Origin of the sequence: Hydrogenophaga sp. ZJX-1 (assembly GCF_048590325.1) — a bacterium.
Lineage (GTDB): Bacteria > Pseudomonadota > Gammaproteobacteria > Burkholderiales > Burkholderiaceae_C > Hydrogenophaga.
Genome location: NZ_JBMBRA010000002.1, coordinates 514,771 through 540,392, shown reverse-complemented (window position 1 = coordinate 540,392; position 25,622 = coordinate 514,771). Strand labels below are relative to the sequence as shown.

At 66.6% G+C, this 25,622-nt stretch carries 20 protein-coding genes; 9 read left to right on the top strand and 11 right to left on the bottom strand.

Features of this window, described 5'->3' with window-relative positions; translation table 11 throughout:
- Window positions 1-17: 17 nt before the first annotated feature.
- Window positions 18-1,514, bottom strand: coding sequence for a chloride channel protein (locus ACN5W5_RS07305; protein ID WP_420047868.1), 1,497 nt, complete (start codon window positions 1,512-1,514; stop codon window positions 18-20).
- Between the two features lie 126 nt (window positions 1,515-1,640).
- On the opposite strand from ACN5W5_RS07305, the gene ssb reads away from it, so the two are divergent.
- The 3 genes from ssb to ACN5W5_RS07290 all read left to right on the top strand — a co-directional run bounded on the left by ssb (window position 1,641) and on the right by ACN5W5_RS07290 (window position 4,193).
- On the top strand, window positions 1,641-2,138 hold the full coding sequence (gene ssb, locus ACN5W5_RS07300; protein ID WP_420047867.1) for a single-stranded DNA-binding protein: 498 nt from the start codon (window positions 1,641-1,643) through the stop codon (window positions 2,136-2,138).
- Between the two features lie 106 nt (window positions 2,139-2,244).
- Window positions 2,245-2,844, top strand: a complete 600-nt coding sequence (locus tag ACN5W5_RS07295) for a class I SAM-dependent methyltransferase (RefSeq protein WP_420047866.1) — start codon at window positions 2,245-2,247, stop codon at window positions 2,842-2,844.
- 38 nt (window positions 2,845-2,882) lie between these two features.
- A complete protein-coding gene (locus tag ACN5W5_RS07290; RefSeq protein WP_420047865.1) occupies window positions 2,883-4,193 on the top strand; it encodes a DUF3422 family protein in 1,311 nt (436 codons plus the stop codon).
- Between the two features lie 98 nt (window positions 4,194-4,291).
- Here the strand turns inward: ACN5W5_RS07290 and ACN5W5_RS07285 are convergent, their stop codons facing one another.
- The 3 genes from ACN5W5_RS07285 to ACN5W5_RS07275 all read right to left on the bottom strand — a co-directional run bounded on the left by ACN5W5_RS07285 (window position 4,292) and on the right by ACN5W5_RS07275 (window position 7,710).
- Complete coding sequence (locus ACN5W5_RS07285; RefSeq protein ID WP_420047864.1) at window positions 4,292-5,194, bottom strand: NAD(P)-dependent oxidoreductase; 903 nt, start codon at window positions 5,192-5,194, stop codon at window positions 4,292-4,294.
- 165 nt (window positions 5,195-5,359) lie between these two features.
- Window positions 5,360-6,496, bottom strand: coding sequence for a PilT/PilU family type 4a pilus ATPase (locus tag ACN5W5_RS07280; protein WP_420047863.1), 1,137 nt, complete (start codon window positions 6,494-6,496; stop codon window positions 5,360-5,362).
- Between the two features lie 170 nt (window positions 6,497-6,666).
- On the bottom strand, window positions 6,667-7,710 hold the full coding sequence (locus tag ACN5W5_RS07275) for a type IV pilus twitching motility protein PilT (RefSeq protein ID WP_177137218.1): 1,044 nt from the start codon (window positions 7,708-7,710) through the stop codon (window positions 6,667-6,669).
- A gap of 37 nt (window positions 7,711-7,747) precedes the next feature.
- On the opposite strand from ACN5W5_RS07275, the gene ACN5W5_RS07270 reads away from it, so the two are divergent.
- Window positions 7,748-8,449 (top strand): YggS family pyridoxal phosphate-dependent enzyme, encoded by a 702-nt coding sequence (locus ACN5W5_RS07270; protein ID WP_420047862.1) that lies wholly within the window; start codon window positions 7,748-7,750, stop codon window positions 8,447-8,449.
- Window positions 8,450-8,452: 3 nt separating this feature from the next.
- Here ACN5W5_RS07270 and ACN5W5_RS07265 read toward each other — a convergent pair whose 3' ends face one another.
- Both ACN5W5_RS07265 and ACN5W5_RS07260 read right to left on the bottom strand, forming a co-directional pair.
- Complete coding sequence (locus ACN5W5_RS07265; protein ID WP_420047861.1) at window positions 8,453-9,007, bottom strand: DUF3617 domain-containing protein; 555 nt, start codon at window positions 9,005-9,007, stop codon at window positions 8,453-8,455.
- 53 nt (window positions 9,008-9,060) lie between these two features.
- Window positions 9,061-9,534 carry an Lrp/AsnC ligand binding domain-containing protein gene (locus tag ACN5W5_RS07260; RefSeq protein WP_420047860.1) on the bottom strand — a complete coding sequence of 158 codons (474 nt, stop codon included), beginning with the start codon at window positions 9,532-9,534 and terminating at the stop codon, window positions 9,061-9,063.
- 105 nt (window positions 9,535-9,639) lie between these two features.
- On the opposite strand from ACN5W5_RS07260, the gene ACN5W5_RS07255 reads away from it, so the two are divergent.
- Both ACN5W5_RS07255 and ACN5W5_RS07250 read left to right on the top strand, forming a co-directional pair.
- Window positions 9,640-12,615, top strand: coding sequence for an L-glutamate gamma-semialdehyde dehydrogenase (locus ACN5W5_RS07255; protein WP_420047859.1), 2,976 nt, complete (start codon window positions 9,640-9,642; stop codon window positions 12,613-12,615).
- A 73-nt stretch (window positions 12,616-12,688) separates the two neighbouring features.
- Entirely contained in the window at window positions 12,689-14,509 is a 1,821-nt protein-coding gene (locus tag ACN5W5_RS07250; RefSeq protein ID WP_420048170.1) for a carboxyl transferase domain-containing protein, read from the top strand.
- Between the two features lie 39 nt (window positions 14,510-14,548).
- On the opposite strand, the gene ACN5W5_RS07245 is transcribed toward ACN5W5_RS07250, so the two are convergent.
- Genes ACN5W5_RS07245 through ACN5W5_RS07235 form a run of 3 tightly spaced genes read right to left on the bottom strand, consistent with a single transcriptional unit; the run spans window position 14,549 to window position 20,427 of the window.
- On the bottom strand, window positions 14,549-15,037 hold the full coding sequence (locus ACN5W5_RS07245; protein ID WP_420047858.1) for a response regulator: 489 nt from the start codon (window positions 15,035-15,037) through the stop codon (window positions 14,549-14,551).
- Complete coding sequence (locus ACN5W5_RS07240) at window positions 15,034-18,873, bottom strand: PAS domain-containing sensor histidine kinase (RefSeq protein ID WP_420047857.1); 3,840 nt, start codon at window positions 18,871-18,873, stop codon at window positions 15,034-15,036. Before ACN5W5_RS07240 ends, ACN5W5_RS07245 begins: the two co-directional genes overlap by 4 nt.
- Window positions 18,874-18,924: 51 nt before the next feature.
- Window positions 18,925-20,427 carry an FAD-linked oxidase C-terminal domain-containing protein gene (locus tag ACN5W5_RS07235; RefSeq protein WP_420047856.1) on the bottom strand — a complete coding sequence of 501 codons (1,503 nt, stop codon included), beginning with the start codon at window positions 20,425-20,427 and terminating at the stop codon, window positions 18,925-18,927.
- A gap of 197 nt (window positions 20,428-20,624) precedes the next feature.
- On the opposite strand from ACN5W5_RS07235, the gene ACN5W5_RS07230 reads away from it, so the two are divergent.
- Complete coding sequence (locus ACN5W5_RS07230; RefSeq protein ID WP_177137227.1) at window positions 20,625-21,053, top strand: Hsp20/alpha crystallin family protein; 429 nt, start codon at window positions 20,625-20,627, stop codon at window positions 21,051-21,053.
- Between the two features lie 248 nt (window positions 21,054-21,301).
- On the opposite strand, the gene ACN5W5_RS07225 is transcribed toward ACN5W5_RS07230, so the two are convergent.
- Window positions 21,302-22,171, bottom strand: a complete 870-nt coding sequence (locus tag ACN5W5_RS07225; protein WP_420047855.1) for a LysR substrate-binding domain-containing protein — start codon at window positions 22,169-22,171, stop codon at window positions 21,302-21,304.
- On the bottom strand, window positions 22,168-23,016 hold the full coding sequence (gene purU, locus ACN5W5_RS07220) for a formyltetrahydrofolate deformylase (protein WP_177137229.1): 849 nt from the start codon (window positions 23,014-23,016) through the stop codon (window positions 22,168-22,170). The genes ACN5W5_RS07225 and purU overlap by 4 nt, the downstream gene beginning before the upstream one ends.
- Before the next feature lie 144 nt (window positions 23,017-23,160).
- Between purU and ACN5W5_RS07215 the strand changes: the two genes are divergently transcribed.
- Both ACN5W5_RS07215 and ACN5W5_RS07210 read left to right on the top strand, forming a co-directional pair.
- Window positions 23,161-24,501, top strand: a complete 1,341-nt coding sequence (locus tag ACN5W5_RS07215) for an aspartate aminotransferase family protein (RefSeq protein WP_420047854.1) — start codon at window positions 23,161-23,163, stop codon at window positions 24,499-24,501.
- A 32-nt stretch (window positions 24,502-24,533) separates the two neighbouring features.
- Entirely contained in the window at window positions 24,534-25,610 is a 1,077-nt protein-coding gene (locus ACN5W5_RS07210; protein WP_420047853.1) for an SPFH domain-containing protein, read from the top strand.
- The last annotated feature ends 12 nt before the right edge of the window (window positions 25,611-25,622 follow it).

Below are 25,622 nucleotides of genomic sequence, written 5' to 3'. Positions count from 1 at the left end.
TTGTGCAGAAGGGCTGGTCAGTCCTTCCGGGGTGGCGAGCCGCCGGCCGGCGGCAGATCGTCCTTGCCCGCGTCGTCCAGCAGGGAGCGCTGCACCGGTCCCCCGGCAGGCGGATCAGCGGGCGCCGTTGCATCGTGCACTGAGGGCGCCGGGGCGGGCGCATCGGTCTCGGCCGCAGCCTCGCGGGCCTGGTGTTCGCGGGTCGGGCGCAGCATCAGGGTGGACAGCGTGCCGTACAGCGGCCGGCTGATCAGACGCGAGATCAGGCTGGCCAGCATGGCCGCGGCCATGAGGCTCAGCACCATCGGCCGGCCGTCGATCATCTCCATGACGATGATGAACGAGGTCAGCGGGGCCTGCGTGGTCGCGGCGAGGAAGGCGGCCATGCCCATCGCGATCAGGGCGGGCGCCAGCGCGCTGGCGTTGCTGCCCGCGACGATCTGGGCCACGTCGTGTCCGACACCCGCCCCAATGGACAAGGAGGGCGCAAAGATGCCGCCCGGCACGCCGCTCCAGCTCGTGATCCAGGTGGCCATGAACTTCAGCAGCACGTACATGCGCGAGATGTCGCTCTCGCCCGCGAGCATGTTGCGCACTTCTTCCGCGCCGGCGCCGAAGGTCGCGCCACCCGACGCCAGGCCGATGATCGACACCACCAGGCCGCAGGCGGCGGCAAAACGCACCGGGAAACGCTTGCGAAAAGCGCTGAAACGGTCGGGCATGCCGGCCAGTGACGCGGCCAGCAGCCGCGAGAAGAGCCCGCCCAGCACGCCGCAGATCACCGTCACCAGCACGCCGGGCAGGATCGCGCCCCAGCCCAGCCGGGGCACTTCGATCGAACCGAAGTAGGTCAGGTTGCCGAAGGCCGAGATACTGACCAGACCGGCCAGCACGATGGCGGCGATGATGAGGCCGTTGTTGCGCGCTTCGAGTTTTTTGGACAGTTCCTCGATGGCAAACACCACGCCCGCCAGCGGGGCATTGAACGCCGCCGCGATGCCGGCCGCGCCACCCGCCACCAGCAGCGCCCGTTCGCTCATGACCGAGCCCGGGCGCAGCCAGCGGCGCGCGTCGTGCATGACGCCTGCGGCCACCTGCACCGAGGGGCCTTCGCGCCCGGCCGACAGGCCACCCAGCAGGCTCAGCGAGCCCAGAACAATCTTGGCGAACGTGAGCCGCAACGACACGAAGCGGTGTCGCGAATCCCTCGGCAGCAGGGGATCCAGCGCCGTCATGACCTGGGGAATGCCCGAGCCCGCAGCGCCCGGGAAATAGCTGCGTGTGCACCACACGATGAACGCCGTCAAGGCCGGTGTCCAGATCAGCACCACCCAGGGTGCCGCGGCGTACAGGTGCATGAACCACTCGAACGCGGTCTCGCTCATCAGCGTGAACAGGACCACGCACAGGCCGGCCAGGATGGCGTAGCCCAGAACCACGGTGCGGTCCAGCCACGCGCGCCCATCGGACAGTTCGTCCTGCAGGTTCTGGAAAAAGTCTGGTTCACCCCTCATGTGCCCACAGTGTAGGCCGTCGGAAAACCCGATTGGGTTCATCAGGGCAATTGCGGCACAATGGTTGACCGTTTTGCGGCCCGGGTTCCCGGCGCCGCCCGCTAATCCCCTCAGGGCACACCACTCATGGCATCCGTCAACAAAGTCATCCTCGTCGGCAACTGTGGCCGCGACCCCGAAATCCGTTACCTGCCCTCGGGGCAGGCCGTGGCCAACGTGAGCGTGGCCACTTCCAGCCGCCGCAAGGACAAAAACAGCGGCGAAACCATCGAAGACACCCAGTGGCACCGCGTCACCTTCTACGACCGCCTAGCCGAAATCGCCGGCGAGTACGTGAAGAAGGGCCGCCCGATCTACGTCGAAGGCCGCCTGAAATACGGCACCTATGTGGACAAGACCACCGGCGTGGAAAAGAACACTGTGGACATCATCGCCACCGAGCTGCAGCTGCTCGGCGGCCGCGAAGGCATGGGTGGAGGTGACGAGGGTGGCGGCGGTGGCGGCTATTCGCGCCCGGCACCAGCTCCGCGCCAGGCTCCGCCCGCGGCCCGTCCGGCACCGGCGCCCGCCGCCGCCCGTCCGGCCAGCGGTTTCGACGACATGGACGACGACATTCCGTTCTGAGAGCCACGATCCCTGATGCCACGCCCGTCCCCCGGGCGTGGCCTTCTCAACCCGCCCGGCGCAAGCCCGGCGGGTTTTTCTTGTGCGCGTGCGGTATCTTTGCCCGATGAACTTCTGGGACCAAAACTTTTCTGTCGCCGGCTTCAAGTACGGCACCGCCCCCAATGCGTTCCTCGTGGGGCAGGCCCATCGCCTGAAGCGGGGCAGCGAGGTGCTGGTGCCCGGTGACGGTGAAGGCCGCAACGGCGTCTGGCTGGCGCAGCAGGGCCACCGTGTGACCTCCATGGACGGCTCCGCCGTGGGTCTGCAGAAAGCGCAGACCTTGGCGATGGAACGCGGCGTGGCCCTTCAGACCGTGCTCGGCGATCTGGCCGACTGGGCGCCGGCACCCGCGTCGTTCGATGCCGTGGTGCTGACCTTCGTGCACCTGCCGCCCGCCATCCGTGCGGGCGCGCACCGGCGCCTGGCCGCGGGCCTGCGGCCCGGTGGCCTGCTCATTCTGGAGAGCTTTCACCCGCAGCAGCTGCAGCACCGCAGCGGTGGTCCGAAAGACGTGTCCATGCTCTACACCCCGGCGTCGCTGCGCGATGACTTTGCCGGGCTCGACGAGGTGCTGTCGTGGCACGGCGAAACCATGCTGGACGAGGGCCCGGGCCACCAGGGCCTGGCGCATGTGACGCGCTGGATCGGCCAGGCGAGTTCCTGACCGTCACGCCGGGACGGCACAATCACGCCATGGAACCCATGCCTTCCCTTTTGCCCGCCAGCGACCCGCAGCGCGAGCTGCTGCACAACGAGGTGCACGCCCGCCCGCCGGCCCGCATCCACTTGCCCGCGCTGCTGACCTATGTGGCGGTGTTCAACGAGGGCGTGGACCGCGAGCAGGAATGCGCGCTGCTGCGCCGGCTGCCCGGGCAAGCCGCGCTGACGGTGGACGATCTGCATGGCAACTTCCTGCGCCTGCGCCTGCCCGGCTACACGCTCAAGTGGGAACGCCACACCGAGTTCACCCGCTATTCCATCGTGCAGCCATTGCCCGAAGGTTGCGGACTGGGCACCCGCGAACCCGATCTGCCGACGCACATTGCCACGCCGCCGGGCTGGCTGGCGGCCATTCCCGGGCGCACCTTCGCGGCCATCCAGCTGGTCATGCTGGAGGACACGATCAGCCCGCCCGCGCCGGCGCTGGCCCAGGCGCGCACCTGGCTGGGCGAGCACGCCGTGGTGGCTTCGCTCATGGGCAACAACGCGCATTCGCTGGCCGTGACCGACTTCTGGCTGCGTCCCTGTGGCTTCGAGCGCATGCTGGTGATCGGCCCGGCCGGCACCTCGGAGACCCGCGCCGGCCGCATCGCCGCGCGCCTGTTCGAGCTGGAGACCTACCGCCTGATGGCGCTGCGGGCGCTGCCCGTGGTCAAAGAACTGGCGCCCCTGCTGGCCCGTTCCGAACGCCAGCTGGCCGACATCACCGCGCAGCTGGAGAACAAGGGCGCCTCGGACCAGGCGCTGCTCGACACCCTGGTCTCGCTGGCCGGTGGTGTGGAGCGTGCGACGGCCGAAAACGTCTACCGTTTCGCGGCCACGCGCGCCTACGACATGCTGGTGAGTCAGCGCACGGCCGAACTGCGCGAGCAGCCCATCCCGGGCACGCAGACGCTGGGCGAATTCATGCAGCGCCGGCTCTCGCCGGCCATGGCCACGGTGGCCGCCACGGCGCAGCGCCTGGCGTCCTTGTCCGAGCGCATCACGCGCACCAGCGCGCTGCTGCGCACCCGCGTGGACATCGCCACCGAAGAGCAGAACCAGCAACTGCTGGCCAAGCTCACCAAAGGGCAGGAAATGCAGCTCAGGCTGCAGAGCACGGTGGAAGGCCTGTCCATCGCGGCGATCTCGTACTACGTGATCAGCCTCCTGCTCTACCTGGGCAAGGCCGGCAAGGCCGCGGGCCTGCCGATCAACCCCGAGATGGCCGCCGGGGCCTTGATTCCTCTGGTGTTGTGGGCGGTTTGGCGCACCACCAAGCGCATCCACGAGAAGCTGCACGCGGGGCACTGATCCCCCGCGCCGCCTGCGGCGTCACTCCCCAAGGGGCCTTGCCGGGCCACTCGCATCGCCCCTTGGGGGTGACGCGAGGCGGCGCGGGGGGAGTGGTTCTACCTCAAGCGTTTGATCAGGCTGGACGTGTCCAGCCGGTTCCCGCCCATGGCCTGCACGTCGGCGTAGAACTGGTCCACCAGGGCGGTGACCGGCAGGCGCGCGCCGTTGCGCTTGGCCTCGTCCAGCACCAGCCCCAGATCCTTGCGCATCCAGTCCACGGCGAAGCCGAAGTCGAACTGATCGGCCACCATGGTCTTGCCGCGGTTGTCGAGCTGCCAGCTTTGCGCGGCACCCTTGCCGATCACGTCGAGCACCTGCTTCATGTCCAGCCCGGCCTTCTGTCCAAACGCGATGGCTTCGGCCAGGCCTTGCACCAGGCCCGCGATGCAGATCTGGTTGACCATCTTGGCGAGCTGGCCGGCGCCGCTGGTGCCCAGCAGCGTGAAGGCGCGCGAGAAGGCCATGGCCACCGGCTGGACCTTGTCGAACGCGGCGGCATCACCGCCGCACATCACCGTCAGCAGGCCGTTCTGCGCACCTGCCTGACCACCCGAAACGGGCGCATCCACAAACGCGAGCCCCAGGTTTTTCGCGGCGCCATACAGTTCACGCGCCACATCGGCTGAGGCGGTCGTGTGGTCCACAAACACAGTACCCGGTGCCATGCCAGCCAAAGCACCATCGGCCCCCAGCGTCACCGCGCGCAGATCATCGTCGTTGCCCACGCAGGAAAACACGATGTCAGCACCCATGGCCGCCTCACGCGGCGTGGCTTTGGCGGCACCACCGAACTCGGCCACCCAGGCTTGCGCCTTGGCCGGCGAGCGGTTGTAGACCGTCACCGAGTGCCCGGCGCGGGCCAGATGCCCGGCCATGGGGAAACCCATGACGCCAAGGCCGAGAAACGCAACCTTTCGGGGTGCAACGGATTCGTAGGTTTTAGAGGCGATGCTGCTCATGAGAGGAGTCCTGCAAGAGGGAGGAGCGAATCAAGAAATGCCGAAAAACATGTGCAGACCGGAGCGAAATGCCTGACCCAGAACGCGGTGGAACCGGCTTTGCCGGGCCACTCGCGTTGCCCCCTTGAGGGGGTGACGCGCCCTTGGGCGCGGCGCGGGGGTGGGTCAAACAATCGTCATGTGCTCCGTGCCCGCAGCCAGGTCCACCGTCTTGGCGCGATGGCTGTTGAGCTTGATCTGCAACCGCAGGTCGTTGAGCGAGTCGGCGTTGCGCAGGGCGTCTTCGAGCGTGATGAGGTTGGCCTCGAAGGCGTTGAACAGGGCCTGGTCAAAGGTCTGCATGCCCATCTGGTTGCTTTTCTTCATGATCTCCTTGATCTCGGCGACCTCGCCCTTGAAGATCAGATCGGATATCAGCGGTGAGTTGAGCAGCACCTCCACCGCGGCAAAACGGCCCTTGTTGTCCTGGCGCGGCACCAGGCGTTGCGAGATCATGGCGCGCAGGTTGAGTGACAGGTCCATCAGCAGTTGCGGACGGCGCTCTTCGGGGAAGAAGTTGATGATCCGGTCCAGTGCCTGGTTGGCGCTGTTGGCGTGCAGGGTGGCCATGCACAGGTGGCCGGTTTCCGAAAACTGGATCGCGTGTTCCATGGTTTCGCGGGTGCGGATCTCACCCATGAGAATGACGTCGGGCGCCTGGCGCAGGGTGTTCTTGAGGGCGGCGTCCCAACTGTCGGTGTCCAGCCCCACTTCGCGCTGCGTGACCACGCAGTTCTTGTGCGGGTGCACGAACTCGATCGGGTCTTCGATCGTGATGATGTGGCCAAAGGTGTTCTCGTTGCGCCAGTCCACCATGGCCGCCAGCGAGGTGGACTTGCCCGAACCCGTGGCGCCGACGAGGATGCACAGACCGCGTTTGGACAGGCTGACATCTTTCATCACCTGGGGCAAGCCGAGCTTGTCGATGGTGGGAAGGATCGCCGGGATGGTCCGCAACACCATGCCCACCTTGCCCTGCTGGATGAAGGCGCTGACCCGGAAGCGACCGATGGAGGGTGGCGAGATGGCGAAGTTGCATTCCTTGGAGCGCTCGAACTCGGCCGCCTGCTTGTCGTTCATGATGGCGCGAGCCAGCGACAGCGTGTGTACCGCGTTGAGCGGCTGCGGCGACACCTTCACCACCTTGCCGTCCACCTTGATCGCCGGCGGAAAGTCGGCCGTGATGAACAGGTCGCTGCCCGCCCGGCTCAGCATGAGCTTGAGCAGGTCGTTGATGAACTTGGATGCCTGGTCGCGTTCCATGAGGGACTACCTTGTTTCAAAAACTTGGTCTACGCTCCGGAGAGCGGGGAATGTTGGAAGCTGGAACGCCAGCTCAGAACGCGGCGGAACCGGCTTTGCCAGGCCGCTCGCGTTGCCCCCTGGGGGGGATGCGGCCACACGCAGTGGGCAAGCAACGGGGGAGAGCATGTCTACCCTGGGAAATTTTCCGGGATTTTCGCCTTGCTCCGTGCTTCGGCTGCGCTGATGACGTTGCGCTTGACCAGCTCGGACAGGTTCTGGTCCAGCGTCTGCATGCCCACGCCGCTGCCGGTCTGGATGGCCGAGTACATCTGGGCCACCTTGGCTTCGCGGATCAGGTTGCGGATGGCGCTGGTGCCGATCATGATTTCGTGGGCCGCCACGCGACCGCTGCCGTCCTTGAGCTTGCACAGCGTCTGCGAAATCACCGCCACCAGCGATTCGGACAGCATGGCGCGCACCATGTCTTTTTCTTCCGCCGGGAACACGTCAATGATGCGGTCGATGGTCTTGGCCGCGCTGGAGGTGTGCAGCGTGCCGAACACCAGGTGGCCGGTTTCCGCCGCGGTCATGGCCAGGCGGATGGTTTCCAGGTCGCGCATTTCGCCCACGAGGATGGCGTCCGGGTCTTCACGCAGGGCCGAGCGCAGGGCGTTGGCAAAGCTCAGGGTGTGCGGCCCCACCTCACGCTGGTTGATCAGGCATTTCTTGGACTCGTGCACGAATTCGACCGGGTCTTCCACGGTCAGGATGTGGCCGTACTCGGTTTCGTTCAGGTGGTTGACCATACCGGCCAGCGTGGTCGACTTGCCGGAGCCGGTCGGGCCGGTCACCAGCACCAGGCCACGCGGACGCAGTGCAAGATCACCGAAGATCTTGGGCGCGTTGAGCTGTTCCAGCGTCAGGATCTTGCTCGGAATGGTCCGGAACACGGCCCCCGCACCGCGGTTGTGGTTGAAAGCGTTGACGCGAAAACGCGACAGGCCTTCGATCTCGAACGAGAAGTCGCACTCCAGGAACTCCTCGTACTGCTTGCGCTGGCTGTCGTTCATGATGTCGTACACCATGCTGTGGACCATCTTGTGATCCAGCGGCTCGACGTTGATGCGTCGCACGTCACCGTGCACCCGTATCATGGGTGGGAGACCAGCTGAGAGGTGAAGATCGGATGCCTTGTTCTTGACGCTGAAAGCGAGCAGTTGGGTGATGTCCATCCCGGGTCCCGTGCAGTGTTGGTGTTACAGACTGATTATGACGACGATTGAAGACAATCTCCAACAGGTACGAGGCCGCATCGCCACAGCGTGTGCCCGGGCCGACCGGGATGTGACCGCCGTCACGCTGCTGGCGGTGTCCAAGACCTTTGGTCCGGATGCGGTGGCCCAGGCGCTGGCGGCGGGGCAGCGGGCCTTTGGCGAAAACTACATCCAGGAAGGGGTGGAGAAGATCCTGGCTCTGCGCGAAACCCGACCGGACGCCGCGATCGAGTGGCACTGCATCGGCCCCATCCAGAGCAACAAGACACGCCTGGTGGCGGCGCATTTTGACTGGGTGCAGTCGGTGGACCGGCTCAAGATTGCCCAGCGCCTGAGCGAGCAGCGCCCCGCCGGGATGGCACCGCTGCAGGTGTGTCTGCAGGTGAATGTGGACGGCGGGCCGACCAAGTCGGGCGTGGCGCCCGCCGAACTGCCAGCGCTGGCCGAAGCGGTGGCGTCCTTGCCCCAGCTGCGCTTGCGCGGGCTGATGTGCATTCCCGAGCCCGCGGCCGGCTTTGAAGCCCAGCGGGCGGTGTTCCTGCAGGCCCGCGCGCTGTTCGATGCGCTCAATGCCCGGGGCTTCGGGCTCGACACCCTGTCGATGGGCATGAGCGACGATCTGGAAGCCGCCGTGGCGGCGGGCTCCAGCATGGTCCGGGTGGGCCGGGCCGTGTTCGGCAGCCGGCCCAAGGCTTGAGATCTACTTGGCAGGCGCTGCGGGCACCTTGGGCGGTTTGACCGCGCCGCAGTCGGCAGCCAGCCATTTGCCCTGGCCTTCGATGGTCATGGTTTCCGGCTTGCCGTTGCGGGCCGACTGCATCACCATTTTCATCGTGTAGGCCTTGTCGCCGTTGAAGACGTAGGTGCCCTCGCCCGACGACGGCGGGTTGGTGCAGACGAACTTCATCTTGAGCGCGCTGGCGCTGCGGGAGGTGATGGTGTTGGTGCAGTGGCCCTCGGTCTGGGAGGGCATCTCGGCGCGGGCCGCCATCTCGGGCGTGATGCAGACCTTGAGGGAGAAGCCGCCACCCGGGGCCGCGCCGATGCCGTTTTTCCCCATCATCGCTTCCATCTGTTTGCGCTGGGCCGGCGGCATGCTGGCCAGCTGCTTCTGCATCTCGGCCATGGCCTTGTCCATCTCGGGATTGCCGCCCATCTTGCTCTGGACGGCCCACAGGCCGGGCGCCTGGGTTTGCGCGAAGGCGCTCGCGGAACACAGCAGCAGGCAGGACAGCAGACGGGAGGTTTTGGGCATGGAGGGCTCCAGAAAAAAGGGTGCTGGGCATTGTCGCCGGCCGTTGGCGCTTGTCAAAGGGGCAGGCGGCTGCTGTTCTTGACCTCTTCCATCACCGCGTAGGTGCGCGTCTCGCGCACACCGGGCAGTTGCCACAGCACGCTGCCGGCGAAGTCGCGGTAGGCGGCCATGTCGGCCATGCGGGTCTTGAGAAGGTAGTCGAATCCGCCCGCCACCATATGGCATTCCATGATCTCGTCGCGCACCTGCACCGCGGCCTTGAATTCGTTGAACACGTTGGGCGTGGTGCGGTCCAGCAACACCTCCACGAACACCATCATCCCGCGACCGAGCTTGAGCGGGTTCAGCCGCGCCTCGTAGCCCAGGATGTAGCCGTCGCGCTGCAGACGCTGGGTGCGCGCGAGCACGGCCGTGGGCGAGAGCGCCACGGCCTCGGCCAGCTTCAGGTTGGCGATGCGGCCGTCGGCCTGCAGGACATTCAGGATGCGCAGGTCGATGCGGTCGATGCCGTAGGTGGTTTCAGTCATGGGTAGTGAATTATCCGGTCAACAGCAAAAAAACAGCCAGAAATTCATCAAACGAATCGGCAACATCACGGGATTCACCCACCGAGCCGTTTCCCGGAGACTTCCATGCCCCGCACCACCGACCGCCTGCCTTCCCCCTACCGGCCCGAGACCGCCATCGTCGCCCAGCGCCTGGCCGCGCTCCAGGGCGCGCTCGACTGGGCCGCCGCCGCCACCGTGGCCGCGCCCTGGGTGCGTGCCGTGCGCGAGAACCCGCCGCCGTTCTGGGCGATGGAAAGCCTGCTCAAGGAATACCCGATCTCCAGCGCCGAGGGCCTGGCCCTGATGCGCCTGGCCGAGGCGCTGCTGCGCGTGCCCGATGCCGAGACCGCGATCGCGCTCACTGCGGACCAGCTGGGCCGGGCGGACTTTGACGGCGCCGCCGACTCGACGCTGGCGCGCCTGTCGTCCACGGCGATTGCGATGTCCAAACACTTCCTTCCCGGCGCTGGCCAGGAGCCCGGCCTGATGGCCAAGCTCGGCGCCAAGACCGTGGTGGCCGCCACGCTGCGCGCAGTGCAGCTGCTGGGCCGCCAGTTCGTGCTGGGGCAGACCATTGAAGAGGGCATGAAAGAAGCCGCGTCGGCGCGCAAGAAGCTGGACCAGCTGCGCTTCAGCTTCGACATGCTGGGCGAGGGTGCGCGCACCGATGCCGATGCGCTGCGTTACCTGGCGAGTTATGAAAACGCCATCGCCGCGATCGCGCGCACCGCCGACCCGGCGCGTGCACCCGCGCACAACGACGGCATCTCCATCAAGCTCAGCGCCCTGCACCCGCGCTACGAAGACGTGCAGCACGAGCGTGTGATGGAAGAACTGGTGCCGCGCGTGTGGATGCTCTGTCGTGCGGCAGCGGCGGCCAACCTCAACCTCACCATCGACGCCGAAGAGGTGGACCGGCTCGAACTCTCGCTTGACGTGTTCGAGGCGCTGGCGCAGCTGGTGGCCGAGCACTGCCCGCAGTGGGCCGGCCTGGGCCTGGCGATGCAGGCCTACCAAAGCCGCGCGGTGGAACTGATCGAACACGTGGCCGCGCTGGCGCGCCAGTACAAGCTCAAATTCATGTGCCGCCTCGTCAAGGGCGCCTACTGGGACGCCGAGATCAAGCGCGCGCAGGAGCTGGGCCTGCCAACCTACCCGGTATTCACCCACAAGCACCACACCGACGTGAGCTACCTGGCCTGCGCACGCGCGCTGCTGGACGCGCCCGACGCGATCTATCCGCAGTTCGCCACGCACAACGCGGGCACCATCGCGGCCATCCTGCAGATGGCCTCGCGCCATGGCGTGCCGTTTGAACTGCAGCGCCTGCACGGCATGGGCGAAGGCATCTACCGCGAGGTGCTGAAGAACCCGCTCGTGGCCTGCCGCGTCTACGCCCCGGTGGGCGCGCACCGCGACCTGCTCGCCTACCTGGTGCGCCGCCTGCTGGAGAACGGCGCCAACTCGTCTTTCGTGCACCAACTGGCCGACGAGTCGGTGGGCATGGACGAACTGCTGATCTCCCCGCTGCGCCTCGAACCTCAGCCCTCGCTGCCGCTGCCGGCCGACCTGTACGGCGCGAAGCGCGCCAACAGCCAGGGCCTGGACCTCGCGGTGGCCTCGATGCGAGAGCCGCTGCTCGCCGCACTGGCCAGCACGCCGGTGCCCGTCGTGGCCGAGGCGAGCACCGCCGAGGTGGACGCAGCGTCTGCCCAAGCCGTGGCCGCCTTCGCCGGCTGGAACCACACCCCGGTGGCCGAGCGCGCAGCCACCTTGCGCCGCGCGGCCAATGCGCTGCAACAGCAGCTGCCGCGCTTCTGCGCCCTGCTGGTGAAAGAAGCGCACAAGACCTGGGGCGACGCGTTGTCCGAGGTGCGCGAGGCGGTGGACTTCCTGCGCTTCTACGCCAACGACGCCGAACGTGTGATGGCCCCGCAAACCTTGCCCGGCCCCACAGGCGAGAGCAACGTGCTGCGGTTGGAAGGGCGCGGCGCCTGGGTCTGCATCAGCCCCTGGAATTTCCCGCTCGCCATCTTCATGGGCCAGGTCGCTGCGGCGCTCGCCACCGGCAACACGGTGCTGGCCAAACCGGCCGAGCAGACCCCGGCGGTGGCGCACGAAGCGGTGAAGCTGCTGCACGCCGCCGGTGTGCCGGCCAATGCGCTGCAGTTGCTGCACGGCCCGGGCGAGACCGTGGGCGGGTCGCTGGTGGCGCAAGCCGGCATCGCTGGCGTGGTGTTCACCGGCTCCACGCAGGTGGCCAAGATCATCCAGCGCGCGCTGGCCGCCAAGGACGGCGCCATCGTGCCGCTGATCGCCGAGACCGGCGGCATCAACGCCATGCTGGTGGACAGCACGGCCTTGCCCGAGCAGGTGGCCGACGCGGTGGTGCAGAGCGCCTTCCGCAGCGCGGGCCAGCGTTGCTCGGCGCTGCGCTTGCTGTGCCTGCACGAAGGCATTGCCGACCACGTGATCGAGATGATCCAGGGCGCGGCGAAAGAACTGGTGGTCGGCAGCACGGCCGCACTGGCGACCGACCTCGGTCCGGTGATCGACGCCGAGGCGTTCGACGGCATCGGCCGCCACCTGAAGCGCCTGCACGCCGAAGCCCGGCCGCTGTTGCCCACAGCCGCGTCGGAAACCACACTGCCCAACCTGATCCCGCCCCAGATGTTCGAGGTGAAAAGCATCGCCGACGTGAAAGCCGAGATCTTCGGCCCGGTGCTGCAGGTGGTGCGCTGGGGTGGCGATCCGATGGACGTGATCCGCCAGATCAACGCGCTGGGCTACGGCCTCACGCTGGGCATCCAGACGCGCATCGACAGCCGCGCCCAGGCGTTGGCCACGGCGGCGCGCGTGGGCAACGTCTACGTGAACCGCAACATGATCGGCGCCGTGGTGGGTGTGCAGCCCTTCGGTGGCGAGGGCCTGAGCGGCACCGGCCCCAAGGCCGGCGGCCCCAACTACCTGCAACGTTTCTGCGCCGAGCAGACGCTGACCATCAACACCACGGCGGCTGGCGGCAACGTGGCGTTGTTTGCGGGACCGGCTCCCCACTGACCCTGAGCCGACCGGGTGTCGCCCGCATGACCGCTGGCGACCTCTCGATAGCCACAATGCGCGCATGACCACCGTGCGCTCTCCCCTGCAAGCCCAGCTCGTGCAATGGCTCGTCGAACCCGGCGACACGGTGCGTGCCGGGGATCCGCTGGTGATCCTGGAAGCCATGAAGATGGAGCACGAGCTGCGCGCCGAAGCGGTCGGGCGGGTGGTCGAACGTTTCTTCAGCGAAGGCGAAACGGTGGACGAGGGCGCCGGTCTGCTGCGCCTGGAGCCCATGGTGCAGGGGCAACCGGCTGCTGATGCGATCGCACCCGAACCGGAGGGGGCGCAGCCAGCCGCCTTCCGGCGGGCCGATCTGCAGCGGCTCGCCCAACGCACGGCGCAGACCCTTGATGCGGCCCGCCCCGAGGCCGTGGCCAGACGCCACGCGCTGGGCTTGCGCACGGCGCGCGAGAACATCGCCGACCTGTGCGACGACGGCAGTTTCATCGAATACGGTGCGCTCGCGGTGGCCGCGCAGCGCAGCCGCCGTTCGGAAGAAGACCTGATCGCGAACACGCCGGCCGACGGCATGGTGGCCGGCATCGGTTCGGTCAACGGCCTGATCTTCGGCGCCGAACCGTCGCGCACCGTGGTGATGGCCTACGACGCCACCGTGCTGGCGGGCACGCAAGGCATGCGCAACCACGCCAAGACCGACCGCCTGCTGGGCATCGCGCTGGCCCAGAAGCTGCCGGTGGTGCTGTTCGCCGAGGGCGGCGGTGGGCGGCCGGGCGACACCGACATGCCCATCGTGGCCGGTCTTCACGTCGGCAGCTTCGCGGCCTTTGCGCGCCTGTCGGGTCGGGTGCCGGTGCTGGGCATCGCGGCGGGGCGCTGTTTCGCGGGCAACGCGGCCCTGCTCGGGTGCAGCGACGTCATCATCGCCACCCGCCAGAGCAACATCGGCATGGGTGGTCCGGCCATGGTCGAAGGCGGCGGCCTCGGCGTGTTCCGGCCGGAGGACATCGGTCCCTCGGACGTGCAACACGCCAACGGCGTGATCGACCTGCTGGTGGACGACGAGGCGCAGGCGGTGGCCGCGGCGCGCCACTACCTGTCGTTCTTTCAGGGCCGGGTGAAGGACTGGATCGCACCCGACGCCCACGCCTTGCGCGACCTCGTGCCGGAGAACCGGTTGCGCGTCTACGACACCCGCGCGGTGATGGCCGGGCTGGTGGATCAGGGCAGCCTGCTGGTGCTGCGCGCGGGTTTCGGCCTGGGCATCCACACGGCGCTGGCGCGCATCGAAGGCCGGCCCGTGGGACTGATGGCCAACAACCCGTTGCACCTGGGCGGCGCCATCGACGCCGATGCGGCCGACAAGGCGGCGCGCTTCATGCAGCTGTGCAACGCGCACGGCCTGCCCATCGTCAGCCTTGTCGACACGCCGGGTTTCATGGTCGGGCCGGCCATGGAAGCGCGGGCCCAGGTGCGGCACGTGAGCCGGCTTTTCGTGACCGCGAGCAATCTGCAGGTGCCGTTTTTCAGTGTGGTGCTGCGCAAAGGCTACGGCCTGGGCGCCATGGGCATGACCGCCGGGGGCTTTCACGCGCCGGTGTTCACGGTGGCCTGGCCCACCGGTGAATTCGGGGCCATGGGGCTGGAGGGTGCGGTGCGGCTGGGTTACCGCAAGGAGCTGGAGGCCTTGCCGGACGGACCGCAGCGGCAGGCGCTGTTCGAGGAATTGCTGGCGCGCCAGGTGGCCAACGGTTCGGCCATCCAGATGGCGACCACCCTGGAGGTCGATGCCGTGATTGACCCCGCAGACACCCGCCACTGGCTGGCGCAGGGGTTGGCCAGCGCGCGCACGGACACCTCCGCGCTCTCGCGTTTTATCGATACCTGGTGAGCAGGGAGCCGTCCGCCGCAGAACGGGCAGACGCGCCGTTCAGGCGAGTTCGCCGAAACTGCTGGTGGTCCGCACGCCAGCGCTGGCGCTCTGGGGCGCGGGCTGGTTGATGTTGACCCAGAACTCGCAGACGTGCTTCATGGCGCTGAGGAACTGCGCAAATTCGGTAGGCTTGGCGATGTAGGCGTTGGTGCCGGCGTCGTAGGCCCGTTGCAGGTCACTGGGTTCGGTTGACGAGGTGAGCACCACCACGGGAATGTTGCGCAGGTGCTCGGAACTCTTGATTTCCTTCAGCACGCCGATGCCGTCCAGCAAGGGCATCTTCAGGTCCAGCAGGACCAGGATCGGGTTGCCGCCCGAGCGATCGGTGAAGCCGTCGCGGCGGTAGAGGTAGTCCAGCGCCTGCATGCCGTCGGAAACATGGGTGACACGTCCGTCCAGCCCGTGTCGCGCCAAAGCCAGCTTGGTCAGCTCGGCATCGTCCGGGTTGTCTTCGACGAGAAGAATGGCTTCGGCGTTCTTGTTCATGGTTCCAGGACGGAAGGGATGGAGTCGCGCCCGAAGTCTGTCGGGCTGACACCTTCAAACGGGAGCGAAAAATGAAACACGCTGCCTTCGCCCACTTGGCTTTCTGCCCAGATGCTACCACCGTGGCGCTCCAGAATGCGCCGCGTGAGCGCCAGACCAATGCCCGTGCCCTCGAACTCGGACGCGCGGTGCAGGCGCTGGAAAACGCCAAACAGCTTCTGCGCATATTGTGTATCGAAACCCACGCCGTTGTCACGCACGTCAAAGGTGTAGCCCACGGCGGGATCCACGCTCCAGCTGATCTCGATGCGGGCCCGTTCGCGCGGGCGGGTGTATTTGAAGGCGTTGCCCAGCAGGTTGGCCCAGACCTCCCGCAGCAGCAGGGCGTCGCCCTGGACCACCGGCAGATCGGGTGCAACCACCCAGTCGACCACGCGCCCACCGGTGTCGTGCGCAAGCTGGTTGACCACGGCGTCCACCAGCATGGCGAAGTCCACCGCGGTGAGGTTGACCGCCGAGCGCCCGAGACGGGAAAAGGCCAGCAGACCGTCGATGAGCTGGCTCATGTGGCGCGCCGAGTTGCCGATCGTGTTCAGGTAGCGCTGCGTGGTCTCATCGCCGCGTTCGCCCAGATGCTCGTCCAGCAGGCTCACAAAACTGGAGATGTGGCGCAGTGGCGAACGCAGGTCGTGCGACACCGAATAGGAGAACGCCTCCAGATCCTTGTTGGCGGCGAGCAGCTGCTCGGTGCGTTCGGTCACCCGGTTCTCCAGCTCATCGTTGATGTTGCGCATCAGGTCGTCGAGCCGCTTGGCATCGGTCATGTCGCGGTTGATCTTGGCGAAACCACGCAGTTCACCACTGTCGTCGCGCAGGGCGATCAGGAGCGAATGCGAAAAATACCGCGAACCGTCCTTGCGTTCATGCCAGCTGTGCAGTTCGTGCTGGCCGCGGGAGGCCGCCATGCGCAGCATCTGGTTGGCGCTCGCCAATGCTTTGTCGGGTCCGCCATTCCGGAACAGCAGGGCATAGTGCCGCCCGAGCATTTCGGACGGTGAGTAGCCTTCCATGCGCTGGGCGCTGTCGGTCCAGTCGGTGATGCAACCATCGGCATCCAGGAAAAAGATGCAGTACTCGCGCAGGTTGTCCACCATCAGGCGGAAGCGCTGTTCACTCTCCAGCAGCTCCATGGAGCGCTCGCGGATGCGCAGTTCCAGTTCGTCGTTGAGCTGGCTGACACGTTCCTCGACCCGCTTGCGATCGGTGATGTCGATGATCTGCACAAACACGCCCTGCACCAGGCCTTCGTGGACGTCTGGCAGGTAGGTCGCGCGGACGAAGATCGGCTCGCCGCTGGCGGTCTTGCGCCAGGTTTCGAAGTGCTGTGTCTGACCGCCCAGCGCGGCATCCATGCGCGGGCCGATCTCTGCCCAGACCTCGGGGGGCACACATTCGCTGACGTGCAGGCCCAGGATTTTTTCCGGATCCATGCCGTAGATGCGCAGGTGTTCGACGTTCGCGAAGCGAAAACGAAGCATCGAGTCCAGGTAGGCGATCAGGCCCGGCACGTGGTCGGTGATGGTCTGCAGGAAACGCTGGTTTTCGCGCAGGGCGATCTCGGCTGTCTTGCGGGGGGTGATGTCCACCACCGTGGTGTTGCTGCGCAAGAACCGGCCGCTGGCGTCACGCACCGCGGAGGACGACAGCAGCGCGTGAAAGTGCGTGCCATCGCGGCGCAGCATTTCGTATTCGGCCCCTTCCAGCTTGCCGTCCTGGATCAGGCGTTGCAGGCGGTCTTCCAGCAGCGGCGTCCGGCTGGGCAGGATGAAGTCGCGGAAGGTCTTGATGCCGACGACCTCTTCGCGCTCGTAACCCAGCCACTGTAGCTCCGTGTCGTTGATCGAGACATAGGTGCCGTTGATGTCCAGCGAGTGGTAACCGCAGGGCGCATGGTCGTACAGGCCTTGCGCCAGTTCCAGGGCCTCCTGGAGCTGCTGGTTGGTCCGCTTCACCTGGTCTTCACTGGCCTTGCGCTCGGTGATGTCGTGCATCTGGATAAACAGGCCTTGCACCTCACCCTGTTGCCAGTACGGCGTGTATTCGATGCTGGCGTAGAAACGGTGCCCGTCGGGAAAAGTCCGCTCGCCTTCAAACTGCTGGGTCTCGCCCCGCAAGGCCATTGCCAGCTGCGGCTTGGCCGATTCGTAGTCCTGCGGTCGCGCGATCTGGCTCAGGTGCAGGCCCAGCAACCGCTCGGGCAGGTCGGTCCGCCAGCGCGCGTAGCTGGCGTTGGCGAAGCGGCAGATCAGGTTCCGGTCGAAAAACGCCAGCTGGACCGGGATGCTGTTGGTGATGTTCTGCAGGAAGTCGCGCTGCGCCTGCAGGGCGGCATCCGCACGCTTGCGCTCGGTGATGTCGATCAGGGTGCTGTTGGTGCGCACAAACTGGCCTTGTTCGTCCCTCACCACGGTGCTGGAGGCCAGGCCGACGAAGGCGCGGCCATCGGGCAGTCGCAAGGCCACTTCTTCGGGTTCGAGGTGACCGGTGCTTTCCAGCTGTTGCCGGCGCTCGTTCTGCTTGACCAGTTGCGAGGGATCGACCAGGTCGCGGAAGCTCAGGCGGCCGACCACGTCCTCGCGTTCGCGGCCCAGCCAGTTCAACGCGGTCTGGTTGATCATCTGGACGGTGCCATTGCGGTCCAGCGAGTAGTAGCCACAGGGCGCCTGGTTGTACAGGGCCTGGGCTTCCTGCAGCGTCTGACGCAGCCGCGCGTTGGCCTGGGCCAGTTCGTCGGTGCGTTCGCGCACGCGGGTTTCCAGCTGCGTGTTGAGCTGGCGGATTTCTTCCTGCTGCAGGTGTTGCTCGGTGATGTCGCGCGAGACCACCAGCAGCATGGCGGGTTGGCCCTTCTCGTCGTTGATGGGCGAGACCGTGGTGTCCCACCACTTGGGGGTTTGCTTGAAGGTCATGCCAAAGGCCACGAACCGGGAGCTTGTGCCCCGACCCGCGCTCTCGACAGCCGCGCGTGCGAGCACGGCACTCTCTTCGCCCCACCATTGGGTCCAGTCGCTGCCGCGCACCTGTTCGAAATCGTCCACCTCGATCAGGCGACACCCCTGGGCGGTTATCTGCACCACCCGACCCCCGAGGTCCAGCACTTTGGTGCAATCGGGGCTGCTGGCGATGATCTGCCGGTTGAGCTCATCCTTGATCCGGGCATCGGCCTGCAGGGCGCGCAGCGAGGTGATGTCCTGCACGAAACCCAGTTGCCCGATGGGTTGACCGTTCGCGTCTTGCAGGGGTGCGTTGCGCACCAGCACGTGCGCGAAGTCCTGACCAGGACGCAGCAGGCGCAACTCGACACTGACGGGTTTCCGGTTCTGGGTACCCGCGGTCCATTCGTGCCGGACCCGATCAATGTCGTCCGGATGCACCTGCTTGAGCCAGCCGAAATCCGGGAAGGCCTCGGCCTGCAAACCGAAGATGCGTTGCAGGGACTCGTCCACATGGGTGAGCACGCCGCCAGCGTCGATCCGGAAGATGCCGATCGGGAAGGCGCCGGCCAGTGCCGCAAAAAGCGCCTCGTATTCCAGCTGTGCCTCCAGGGGGTTGTCGGGCCCGTTCAGCGTGCGCGCCGTGAGGTTCAGCGGCAGCGGCAGACTCGCCCGCCCGTTCCTGTGGTCACCCAGGTGTTGTGCATACGACTGGCGCAGGTGCTGGTTCTCCTGGCGCAGCGCCTCGATCTCCCGGAGCAGTTCCAGCTCGCGCTCCGACCGAGCCTCGTGGCATGTCGCGGCAACGGCGTTGTGGCCGGTTTCAGGGGGGTGTGCACTCATCGCGCACTACTGTACCCGAGGCACTGCTGCGCGCGCTGTGAGATTTGCCGGTCAGAAGCGCGGCAGTTCCGGGAATGAAAGCCGGCCGCCACGCACCAGCATCTTGCCGTTTTCGGCACACCGTTGCAGCGTGGGAATGACCTTGCCGGGGTTCAGTAATTCTTTGGTATCAAAGGCACGCTTCACGCCGAACATGAGCGCGTTCTCCTCTGGCGAAAACTGCACACACATGCTGTTGAGCTTTTCCACGCCGACGCCGTGTTCTCCAGTCACCGTGCCACCCATGGCGACGCTGGTCTCCAGAATGTCGGCGCCAAACAGCTCGCAGCGGTGCAGCTGGTCGGGGTCGTTGGCGTCGAACAGGATCAGCGGGTGCAGGTTGCCGTCGCCGGCGTGGAACACGTTGGCGCAGCGCAGGCCGTACTTCTGTTCCATCTCGCCGATGGCGATCAGGATGTCGGCCAGGCGTTTGCGCGGGATGGTCGAGTCCATGCACATGTAGTCGGGGCTGATGCGGCCGCTGGCCGGGAACGCGTTCTTGCGCCCGCTCCAGAAACGCAGGCGCTCGGCTTCGTCGCGACTGACCGCGATGGCGGTGGCGCCGTGATCGCGCAGCACGGCGCTCATGCGGCCGATTTCTTCCTCCACCTCTTCGGGCGTGCCGTCGCTTTCGCACAGCAGGATGGCGGCGGCGTTGAGGTCGTAGCCGGCGTGCACGAAGTCTTCCACCGCAGCGGTCATGGGCTTGTCCATCATCTCCAGCCCGGCCGGGATGATGCCGGCTGCGATCACCGCGGCCACGGCGTCGCCGGCTTTCTGGATATCGTCGAAGCTGGCCATGATGCAGCGCGCCAGCAGGGGCTTGGGCACCAGTTTGACGGTGACTTCGGTGGTGACGGCCAGCATGCCTTCGCTGCCGATCACCAGCGAGAGCAGGTCCAGACCCGGGGTGTCGAGCGCCTCGCCGCCAAAGCTGACGGGCTCGCCATCGATCGTGAAGCCGCGCACCTGCAGCACGTTGTGCACCGTCAGGCCGTATTTCAGACAGTGCACGCCACCCGAGTTTTCGGCCACGTTGCCGCCGATGGTGCAGGCGATCTGGCTGCTCGGGTCGGGTGCGTAGTACAGACCGTGGGGCGCGGCGGCGTCTGAAATGGCCAGGTTGCGCACACCGCCCTGGACCACCGCGGTGCGCGAGCGCGGATCGATGGACAGGATGCGGTTGAACTTGGCCAGCGACAGCGTGACGCCCAGCGCGTGGGGCATGGCGCCGCCCGAGAGCCCGGTGCCGGCGCCGCGCGCCACCACGGGCACTTCCAGCGCGTGGCAGGCCTTGAGCACAGCCGCCACCTGGGCTTCGGTTTCGGGCAAGGCCACCACCAGCGGGCGTTCCCGGTAGGCGGTCAGGCCGTCGCATTCGTAGGGCACGGTGTCTTCGGCCTGCCAGAGCAGGGCGTGCGCCGGCAGTAGCGCCTGCAGGGCGCGCACCACCTCGGCCTGGCGGGCGGCGCGCTCGGCGCGGGTGACTTCGGCGGGGGCGGTGGGTGCGTTCATGCGCGCCAGTTTAGGACAGCGTGCCTCACCGTGGGTTGAAGAAACTTGCAAGAACCTGTGAGCCGGCGGTTTGACGCAACTCAAACGCCGGGGTCTTGAAACCCCCGGGGTGCGCCGCTATGTTCCGGCCATGGACGGCACAGTGACCGTCCAGTCCGGGTCCATCGACCCAGTCCATTGTCAAAGGAGCACATGCCATGAACCATCTGATCGCCCGTTCCGGACTGTTTGACGATTTCTTCAAGGACGTCGCACCGGGTTTTTACGTCCGTCCCCTGCACGGCGATTCCTTGCCGTCACCCTCGCAGATCAAGATCGACGTGAAGGAAACGCCGTCGGTCTACACCGTGGTGGCCGAGGTGCCGGGCGTGGCCAAAGAAGACATTCACGTCACCGTGGAAGGCAGCGTGGTGACCCTGCGCGCCGAGATCAAGCAGGAAGACAGCCAGAGCCAGGACGAGAAGGTACTGCGCACCGAGCGCTACTACGGCGCGGTGGCCCGCAGCTTCCAGCTGGCGGCCGACATCGACAACGAGCGCGCCAAGGCGAAGTACGAAAACGGGGTGCTGACGCTGACCCTGCCCAAGAAGGTGGCCTTGGCGGGCCAACGCCTGAACATCGAGTGATTGGAATCACCCCCTGCGCCGCTGACGCGCGCCTGGCGGGCCGCGACATCGCCAGAGGCGATGCCACGTCGTCCCGTCCAAGCCTGCGCAGGCAGGCTTAGGAGCCGCGGTCCTCAGCCCCCGCTCTCGCCTGCAGCGGGAGCGGGGACGCTCCCTGTGGCCCGGCGGAGCCGGTTCCACGGGAGCCTGGGTGGGTGGTCATGCGCTCCGGCGGAAGGGTTGGGTGTCTCTGGCTCAAGGAGCCGTCTTCAGCTCAACGACTTTTTGAGCCACTCGGAAAACGCCACGCACTCCCAGCGGTCCATCGTGCCGGTGCGCCAGCACAGGTAGTGCGCGTGCGGGCTGGGCACGTGGCGTTCGTACAGCGGCACCAGCGTGCCGTGCTCCAGCCAGGGCGCGGCCAGCTTGATGCGCACGAGCGCCACGCCCATGCCGGCGGCGGCGCCGTCGCACATGAGGCCGATGTCGTTGAACTGGGAGCCGTCCACCGGTTCGGGCCAGTCCAGATCGTGCGCGGCGAACCAGGTGCGCCAGGGCTCCAGCGGGCTGCGCAGCAGGGGCACGCCTTCCAGGTCTTCCGGTGCATCGAACGGGCCGTGCTCGCGCGCAAACGCCGGTGAGGCCAGCGGTGTGATGTCGTCCTTCATCAGGCAGACGTGTTCCACATCGGCGTAGCGCCCGGTGCCGAAGCGGATCATGAGGTCGGCGTCTTCGGCCACGACGTCCAGCAGCGGGATGCTGACCTGCAGCGTGAGGTCGATCTCCGGGTAGGCCTCGCTGAACTGCTTCAGGCGCGGCAGCAGGATGGAGCGCGCGAACGTGGGCGTGACCGCCAGCCGCAGCTTGCGCCGCCCGGGCGTGACGGTGTTGCTGGGAAATTTTTGCAGGATCGCCAGACCCTCGCGCACATGCGCCAGGTATTCACTGCCCTCGGTCGTCAGTGAAAAATCGGCCCGGCCGAACAGTTTGGTGCCGAGGATCTGCTCCAGCTGCTTGATGCGGTGGCTCACCGCGCTGGGCGTGACGCACAGCTCCTCGCTGGTCTGCGTCACGCTGCGCAGGCGGGCGAGCGCCTCGAAGGTCAGCAGGCACTGGATCGGCGGAATACGGATCGTCACTTGAAGACCACTGTTTTGTGCCCGTTCAGCAGCACGCGGTGTTCGCTGTGCCACTTCACCGCGCGCGCCAGCACCTGGCTCTCGGTGTCACGACCCTGCGCGGTCAGGTCTTCCACGGTGTCGGTGTGGTCCACGCGGGCCACGTCCTGTTCGATGATCGGACCTTCGTCCAGATCGGCGGTCACGTAGTGCGCCGTGGCACCGATCAGCTTCACACCGCGGTCGTGCGCCTGGTAATAAGGCTTGGCGCCCTTGAAGCTGGGCAGGAAGCTGTGGTGGATGTTGATCGCCTTGCCCGAGAGTTCGCGGCACAGGTCGTTGCTCAGGATCTGCATGTAGCGCGCCAGCACCACCAGTTCCGCGCCTTCGCTGCGCACGATGTCCAGCTGCTTCGCCTCGGCCTGCGCCTTGGTCGCGGCGGTCACCGGGATGTGGTGGAAGGGCACGTTGTAGCCGGCGGCGAGCTGGTAGAAATCGCGGTGGTTGCTCACGATGGCTCGGATGTCCAGCCGCAGCAGGCCGCTCTTCCAGCGGAACATCAGGTCGTTCAGGCAGTGGCCTTCCTTGCTGACGAAGATCACCGTGCGCATAGGTTCGGCCAGCGGGTGCAACTGGCACTGCATGCCAAAGGGCTCGGCGAACAGCTTCAGGTGCAAACGCAGGTCGTCCTGCGTGAGCTGGCTGCAGGTGAACTGCACCCGCATGAAAAACAGGCCGGTGCCGTGGTCGTTGTACTGGGCGGCTTCTTCGATGTTGCCGCCGCGCTCCAGCAGAAAACCCGAGACGGCGTGCACGATGCCGGTGCGGTCCTGGCAGGACAGGGTGAGGACGTAGGTGTGGTTCATGGCGAACGCATTGTCGCAGGCCGCCCGGGGTGGGCCCGACCAGGGTCACGGCAGTGGAGCCCCCGGGCTGGGCATTCCGGTGCCAGAATCCAGCCACTTGACCACCGACCGCGCCCTTCCAGCGCGACCCAGGAGATTCTCAACATGGCCTACAACGAGTTCCGCATGGACAACCAGTGGTTGCCCTTCACGCCCAACCGCAGCTTCCAGAAAGACCCGCGCATTTTCGTCGCTGCGGATGGCATGCACTTCACCACGCACGATGGCAAACAGGTCATCGACGGCATTTCCAGCCTGTGGTGCGTGGGCGCGGGCCACAACCGCAAGCCGATCAACGAAGCCATCAAGCAGCAGCTCGACACGCTGGACTACGCCACCGCGTTCAGCGTGAGCAACGACAAGGCCTTCCGCGCCGCCGAGATGATCGCGGCCATGGCCCCCGGCGACCTGAACAAGGTGCTGTTCTGCAACTCGGGTTCCGAGGCGGCAGACACCTCGCTGAAGGTGGCGCTGGCCTACCACCGCGCGCGCGGCGAAGGCCATCGCAACATCTTCATCGGTCGCGAGCGCGGCTACCACGGCGTCAACTTCGGCGGCATGAGCGTGGGCGGTATCCCGGCCAACCGAAAGATGTACGGATCGGCCCTGCTGCCGCGCGTGGACCACCTGCGCTTCATCCACGACCCGGTGAACCACGCCTACATCCACAACCAGGAACCGGTCTGGAACGAAGACATCCTGCTGGAACTGGAAAACCGCCTTCTGCCGCTGCACGACGCCAGCAATGTGGCGGCCGTGATCGTTGAACCCATCGCCGGCAGCGCGGGCTGGTACATCCCGCCGCAGGGCTACCTCAAGCGGCTGCGCGAGATCTGCGACAAGCACGGCATCCTGCTGATCTTTGACGAGGTCATCACCGGCTTCGGCCGCCTGGGCACCGCCTTCGCGTCCGACTACTACGGCGTGCAGCCCGACATGCTGAACTTCGCCAAGGCCGTCACCAACGGCGTGATCCCGATGGGCGGCGTGGTCTGCACCGACCGCATTTACGACGCCATGATGGGCGCGCACGGCAGCGCGCCGGACCACGCCATCGAGTTCTTCCACGGCTACACCTACTCCGGCCACCCGGTGGCCTGCGCCGCGGCCATCGCCACGCTGGACCTGTTCCGCGAGGAGCAGCTGTTCGAGCGCGCGGGCGAGATGGCGCCGGTGCTGGGCGACGCGATGCACAGCGCGCTCAAGGGCCTGCCCAACGTGATCAGCATCCGCAGCCTGGGGCTGGCGGCGGCGGTGGAACTGTCGTCCATCCCCGGCCTGCCGGGCAAGCGCGCCTTCGACATCTTCATGGATTGCTACAAACACGGTGTGCTGGTGCGCAACGCGGGCGAAAACCTGGTGTTCGCGCCGCCGTATATTGTGGAAAAGTCGCACATCGATACCATGGTCAACGTGCTGGCCGACGCGATCAAGCGCCACGCCTGAAGCCGTTTCTTCACCACCCACAGGAGCCCCGCATGGCCATCATGGATTTCCTGAACCGCCAGTTCATCGACGTCATCGAGTGGGTGGACGACTCGCGCGACACGCTGTCGTTCCGCTTTCCGGATGACGACAAGCAGATCAAGAACGAGGCCCAGCTCATCGTGCGCGAGAGCCAGGTGGCCCAGTTCGTCTACGTGGGCCAGTTCGCCGACACGCTGGGCCCGGGCAAGCACACTCTCAAGACCGAAAACATCCCCATCCTGGGTGACCTGCTGGGCTGGAAATACAAGTTCCAGACGCCTTTCAAGGCCGACGTCTATTACGTCACCACGCGCGTCTTCGCCGGCAACAAATGGGGCACGGCCAACCCGGTGATGATGCGCGACGCCGACTTCGGCGTGGTGCGCATGCGCGCCTTCGGCACCTACGACTTCAAGATCGTGGACCCGGTGCTGTTCCTCAAGGAAGTCGCCGGCACCGACCACCAGTTCCGGCTCGACGAGTTCACCGACGTGATGCGCTCGCGCATCGTCAGCGTGTTCAGCGAAACCCTGGCCGCGGCCAAGGTGCCGGCGCTGGACGTGGCCACGCGTTACGGTGAGCTCGGTGCGGCCCTGCTGGAGCCGCTGAATGCTGCGATGCGCAGCAAGTACGGTCTGGAAATGACCTCGTTCGTGGTCGAGAACGTGTCGGTGCCGCCCGAGCTGGAGCAGGCCATCGACAAGCGCGGCGCCATGACCGCGATCGGCAATCTCAACGACTACGTCAAATACAACATGGGCAACGCGCTGGCCGAGGGCAAGGCCGGCACGGCCGGCATCGGCGCCGAACTGGCGGCCGGCCTGGCCATGGGGCAGTCGATGATGCAGGGCGGCGGTATGGGCGCGGCAGCCGCGCCGTCGATGCCGGGCTTCGTGCCGGGGGCTGCGCCAGCCGCCACGGCCGCCCCTGTGCCCGAGTTGCTCACGCCCGAGCAGGTGGCGCAGGCGCTGTCGGTGTCGGTGGCCGACGTGTTGCAGGAGCTTGAAGCCGGTAACCTCAAAGGCCGCAAGATCGGCAGCCAGTGGCGCATCGGCCGCCCGGCGCTGGACACGTTCATGCAAGGTTGAACAGTCTGGCCC

What these genes read in the sequence shown, in the direction of transcription:
- ACN5W5_RS07305 (WP_420047868.1), bottom strand. Translation starts at nt 1,514, where the DNA reads ATGAGGGGTGAACCAGACTTTTTCCAGAACCTGCAGGACGAACTGTCC.
- ssb (WP_420047867.1), top strand. Translation starts at nt 1,641, where the DNA reads ATGGCATCCGTCAACAAAGTCATCCTCGTCGGCAACTGTGGCCGCGAC.
- ACN5W5_RS07295 (WP_420047866.1), top strand. Translation starts at nt 2,245, where the DNA reads ATGAACTTCTGGGACCAAAACTTTTCTGTCGCCGGCTTCAAGTACGGC.
- ACN5W5_RS07290 (WP_420047865.1), top strand. Translation starts at nt 2,883, where the DNA reads ATGCCTTCCCTTTTGCCCGCCAGCGACCCGCAGCGCGAGCTGCTGCAC.
- ACN5W5_RS07285 (WP_420047864.1), bottom strand. Translation starts at nt 5,194, where the DNA reads ATGAGCAGCATCGCCTCTAAAACCTACGAATCCGTTGCACCCCGAAAG.
- ACN5W5_RS07280 (WP_420047863.1), bottom strand. Translation starts at nt 6,496, where the DNA reads ATGGAACGCGACCAGGCATCCAAGTTCATCAACGACCTGCTCAAGCTC.
- ACN5W5_RS07275 (WP_177137218.1), bottom strand. Translation starts at nt 7,710, where the DNA reads ATGGACATCACCCAACTGCTCGCTTTCAGCGTCAAGAACAAGGCATCC.
- ACN5W5_RS07270 (WP_420047862.1), top strand. Translation starts at nt 7,748, where the DNA reads ATGACGACGATTGAAGACAATCTCCAACAGGTACGAGGCCGCATCGCC.
- ACN5W5_RS07265 (WP_420047861.1), bottom strand. Translation starts at nt 9,007, where the DNA reads ATGCCCAAAACCTCCCGTCTGCTGTCCTGCCTGCTGCTGTGTTCCGCG.
- ACN5W5_RS07260 (WP_420047860.1), bottom strand. Translation starts at nt 9,534, where the DNA reads ATGACTGAAACCACCTACGGCATCGACCGCATCGACCTGCGCATCCTG.
- ACN5W5_RS07255 (WP_420047859.1), top strand. Translation starts at nt 9,640, where the DNA reads ATGCCCCGCACCACCGACCGCCTGCCTTCCCCCTACCGGCCCGAGACC.
- ACN5W5_RS07245 (WP_420047858.1), bottom strand. Translation starts at nt 15,037, where the DNA reads ATGAACAAGAACGCCGAAGCCATTCTTCTCGTCGAAGACAACCCGGAC.
- ACN5W5_RS07240 (WP_420047857.1), bottom strand. Translation starts at nt 18,873, where the DNA reads ATGAGTGCACACCCCCCTGAAACCGGCCACAACGCCGTTGCCGCGACA.
- ACN5W5_RS07235 (WP_420047856.1), bottom strand. Translation starts at nt 20,427, where the DNA reads ATGAACGCACCCACCGCCCCCGCCGAAGTCACCCGCGCCGAGCGCGCC.
- ACN5W5_RS07230 (WP_177137227.1), top strand. Translation starts at nt 20,625, where the DNA reads ATGAACCATCTGATCGCCCGTTCCGGACTGTTTGACGATTTCTTCAAG.
- purU (WP_177137229.1), bottom strand. Translation starts at nt 23,016, where the DNA reads ATGAACCACACCTACGTCCTCACCCTGTCCTGCCAGGACCGCACCGGC.
- ACN5W5_RS07215 (WP_420047854.1), top strand. Translation starts at nt 23,161, where the DNA reads ATGGCCTACAACGAGTTCCGCATGGACAACCAGTGGTTGCCCTTCACG.
- ACN5W5_RS07210 (WP_420047853.1), top strand. Translation starts at nt 24,534, where the DNA reads ATGGCCATCATGGATTTCCTGAACCGCCAGTTCATCGACGTCATCGAG.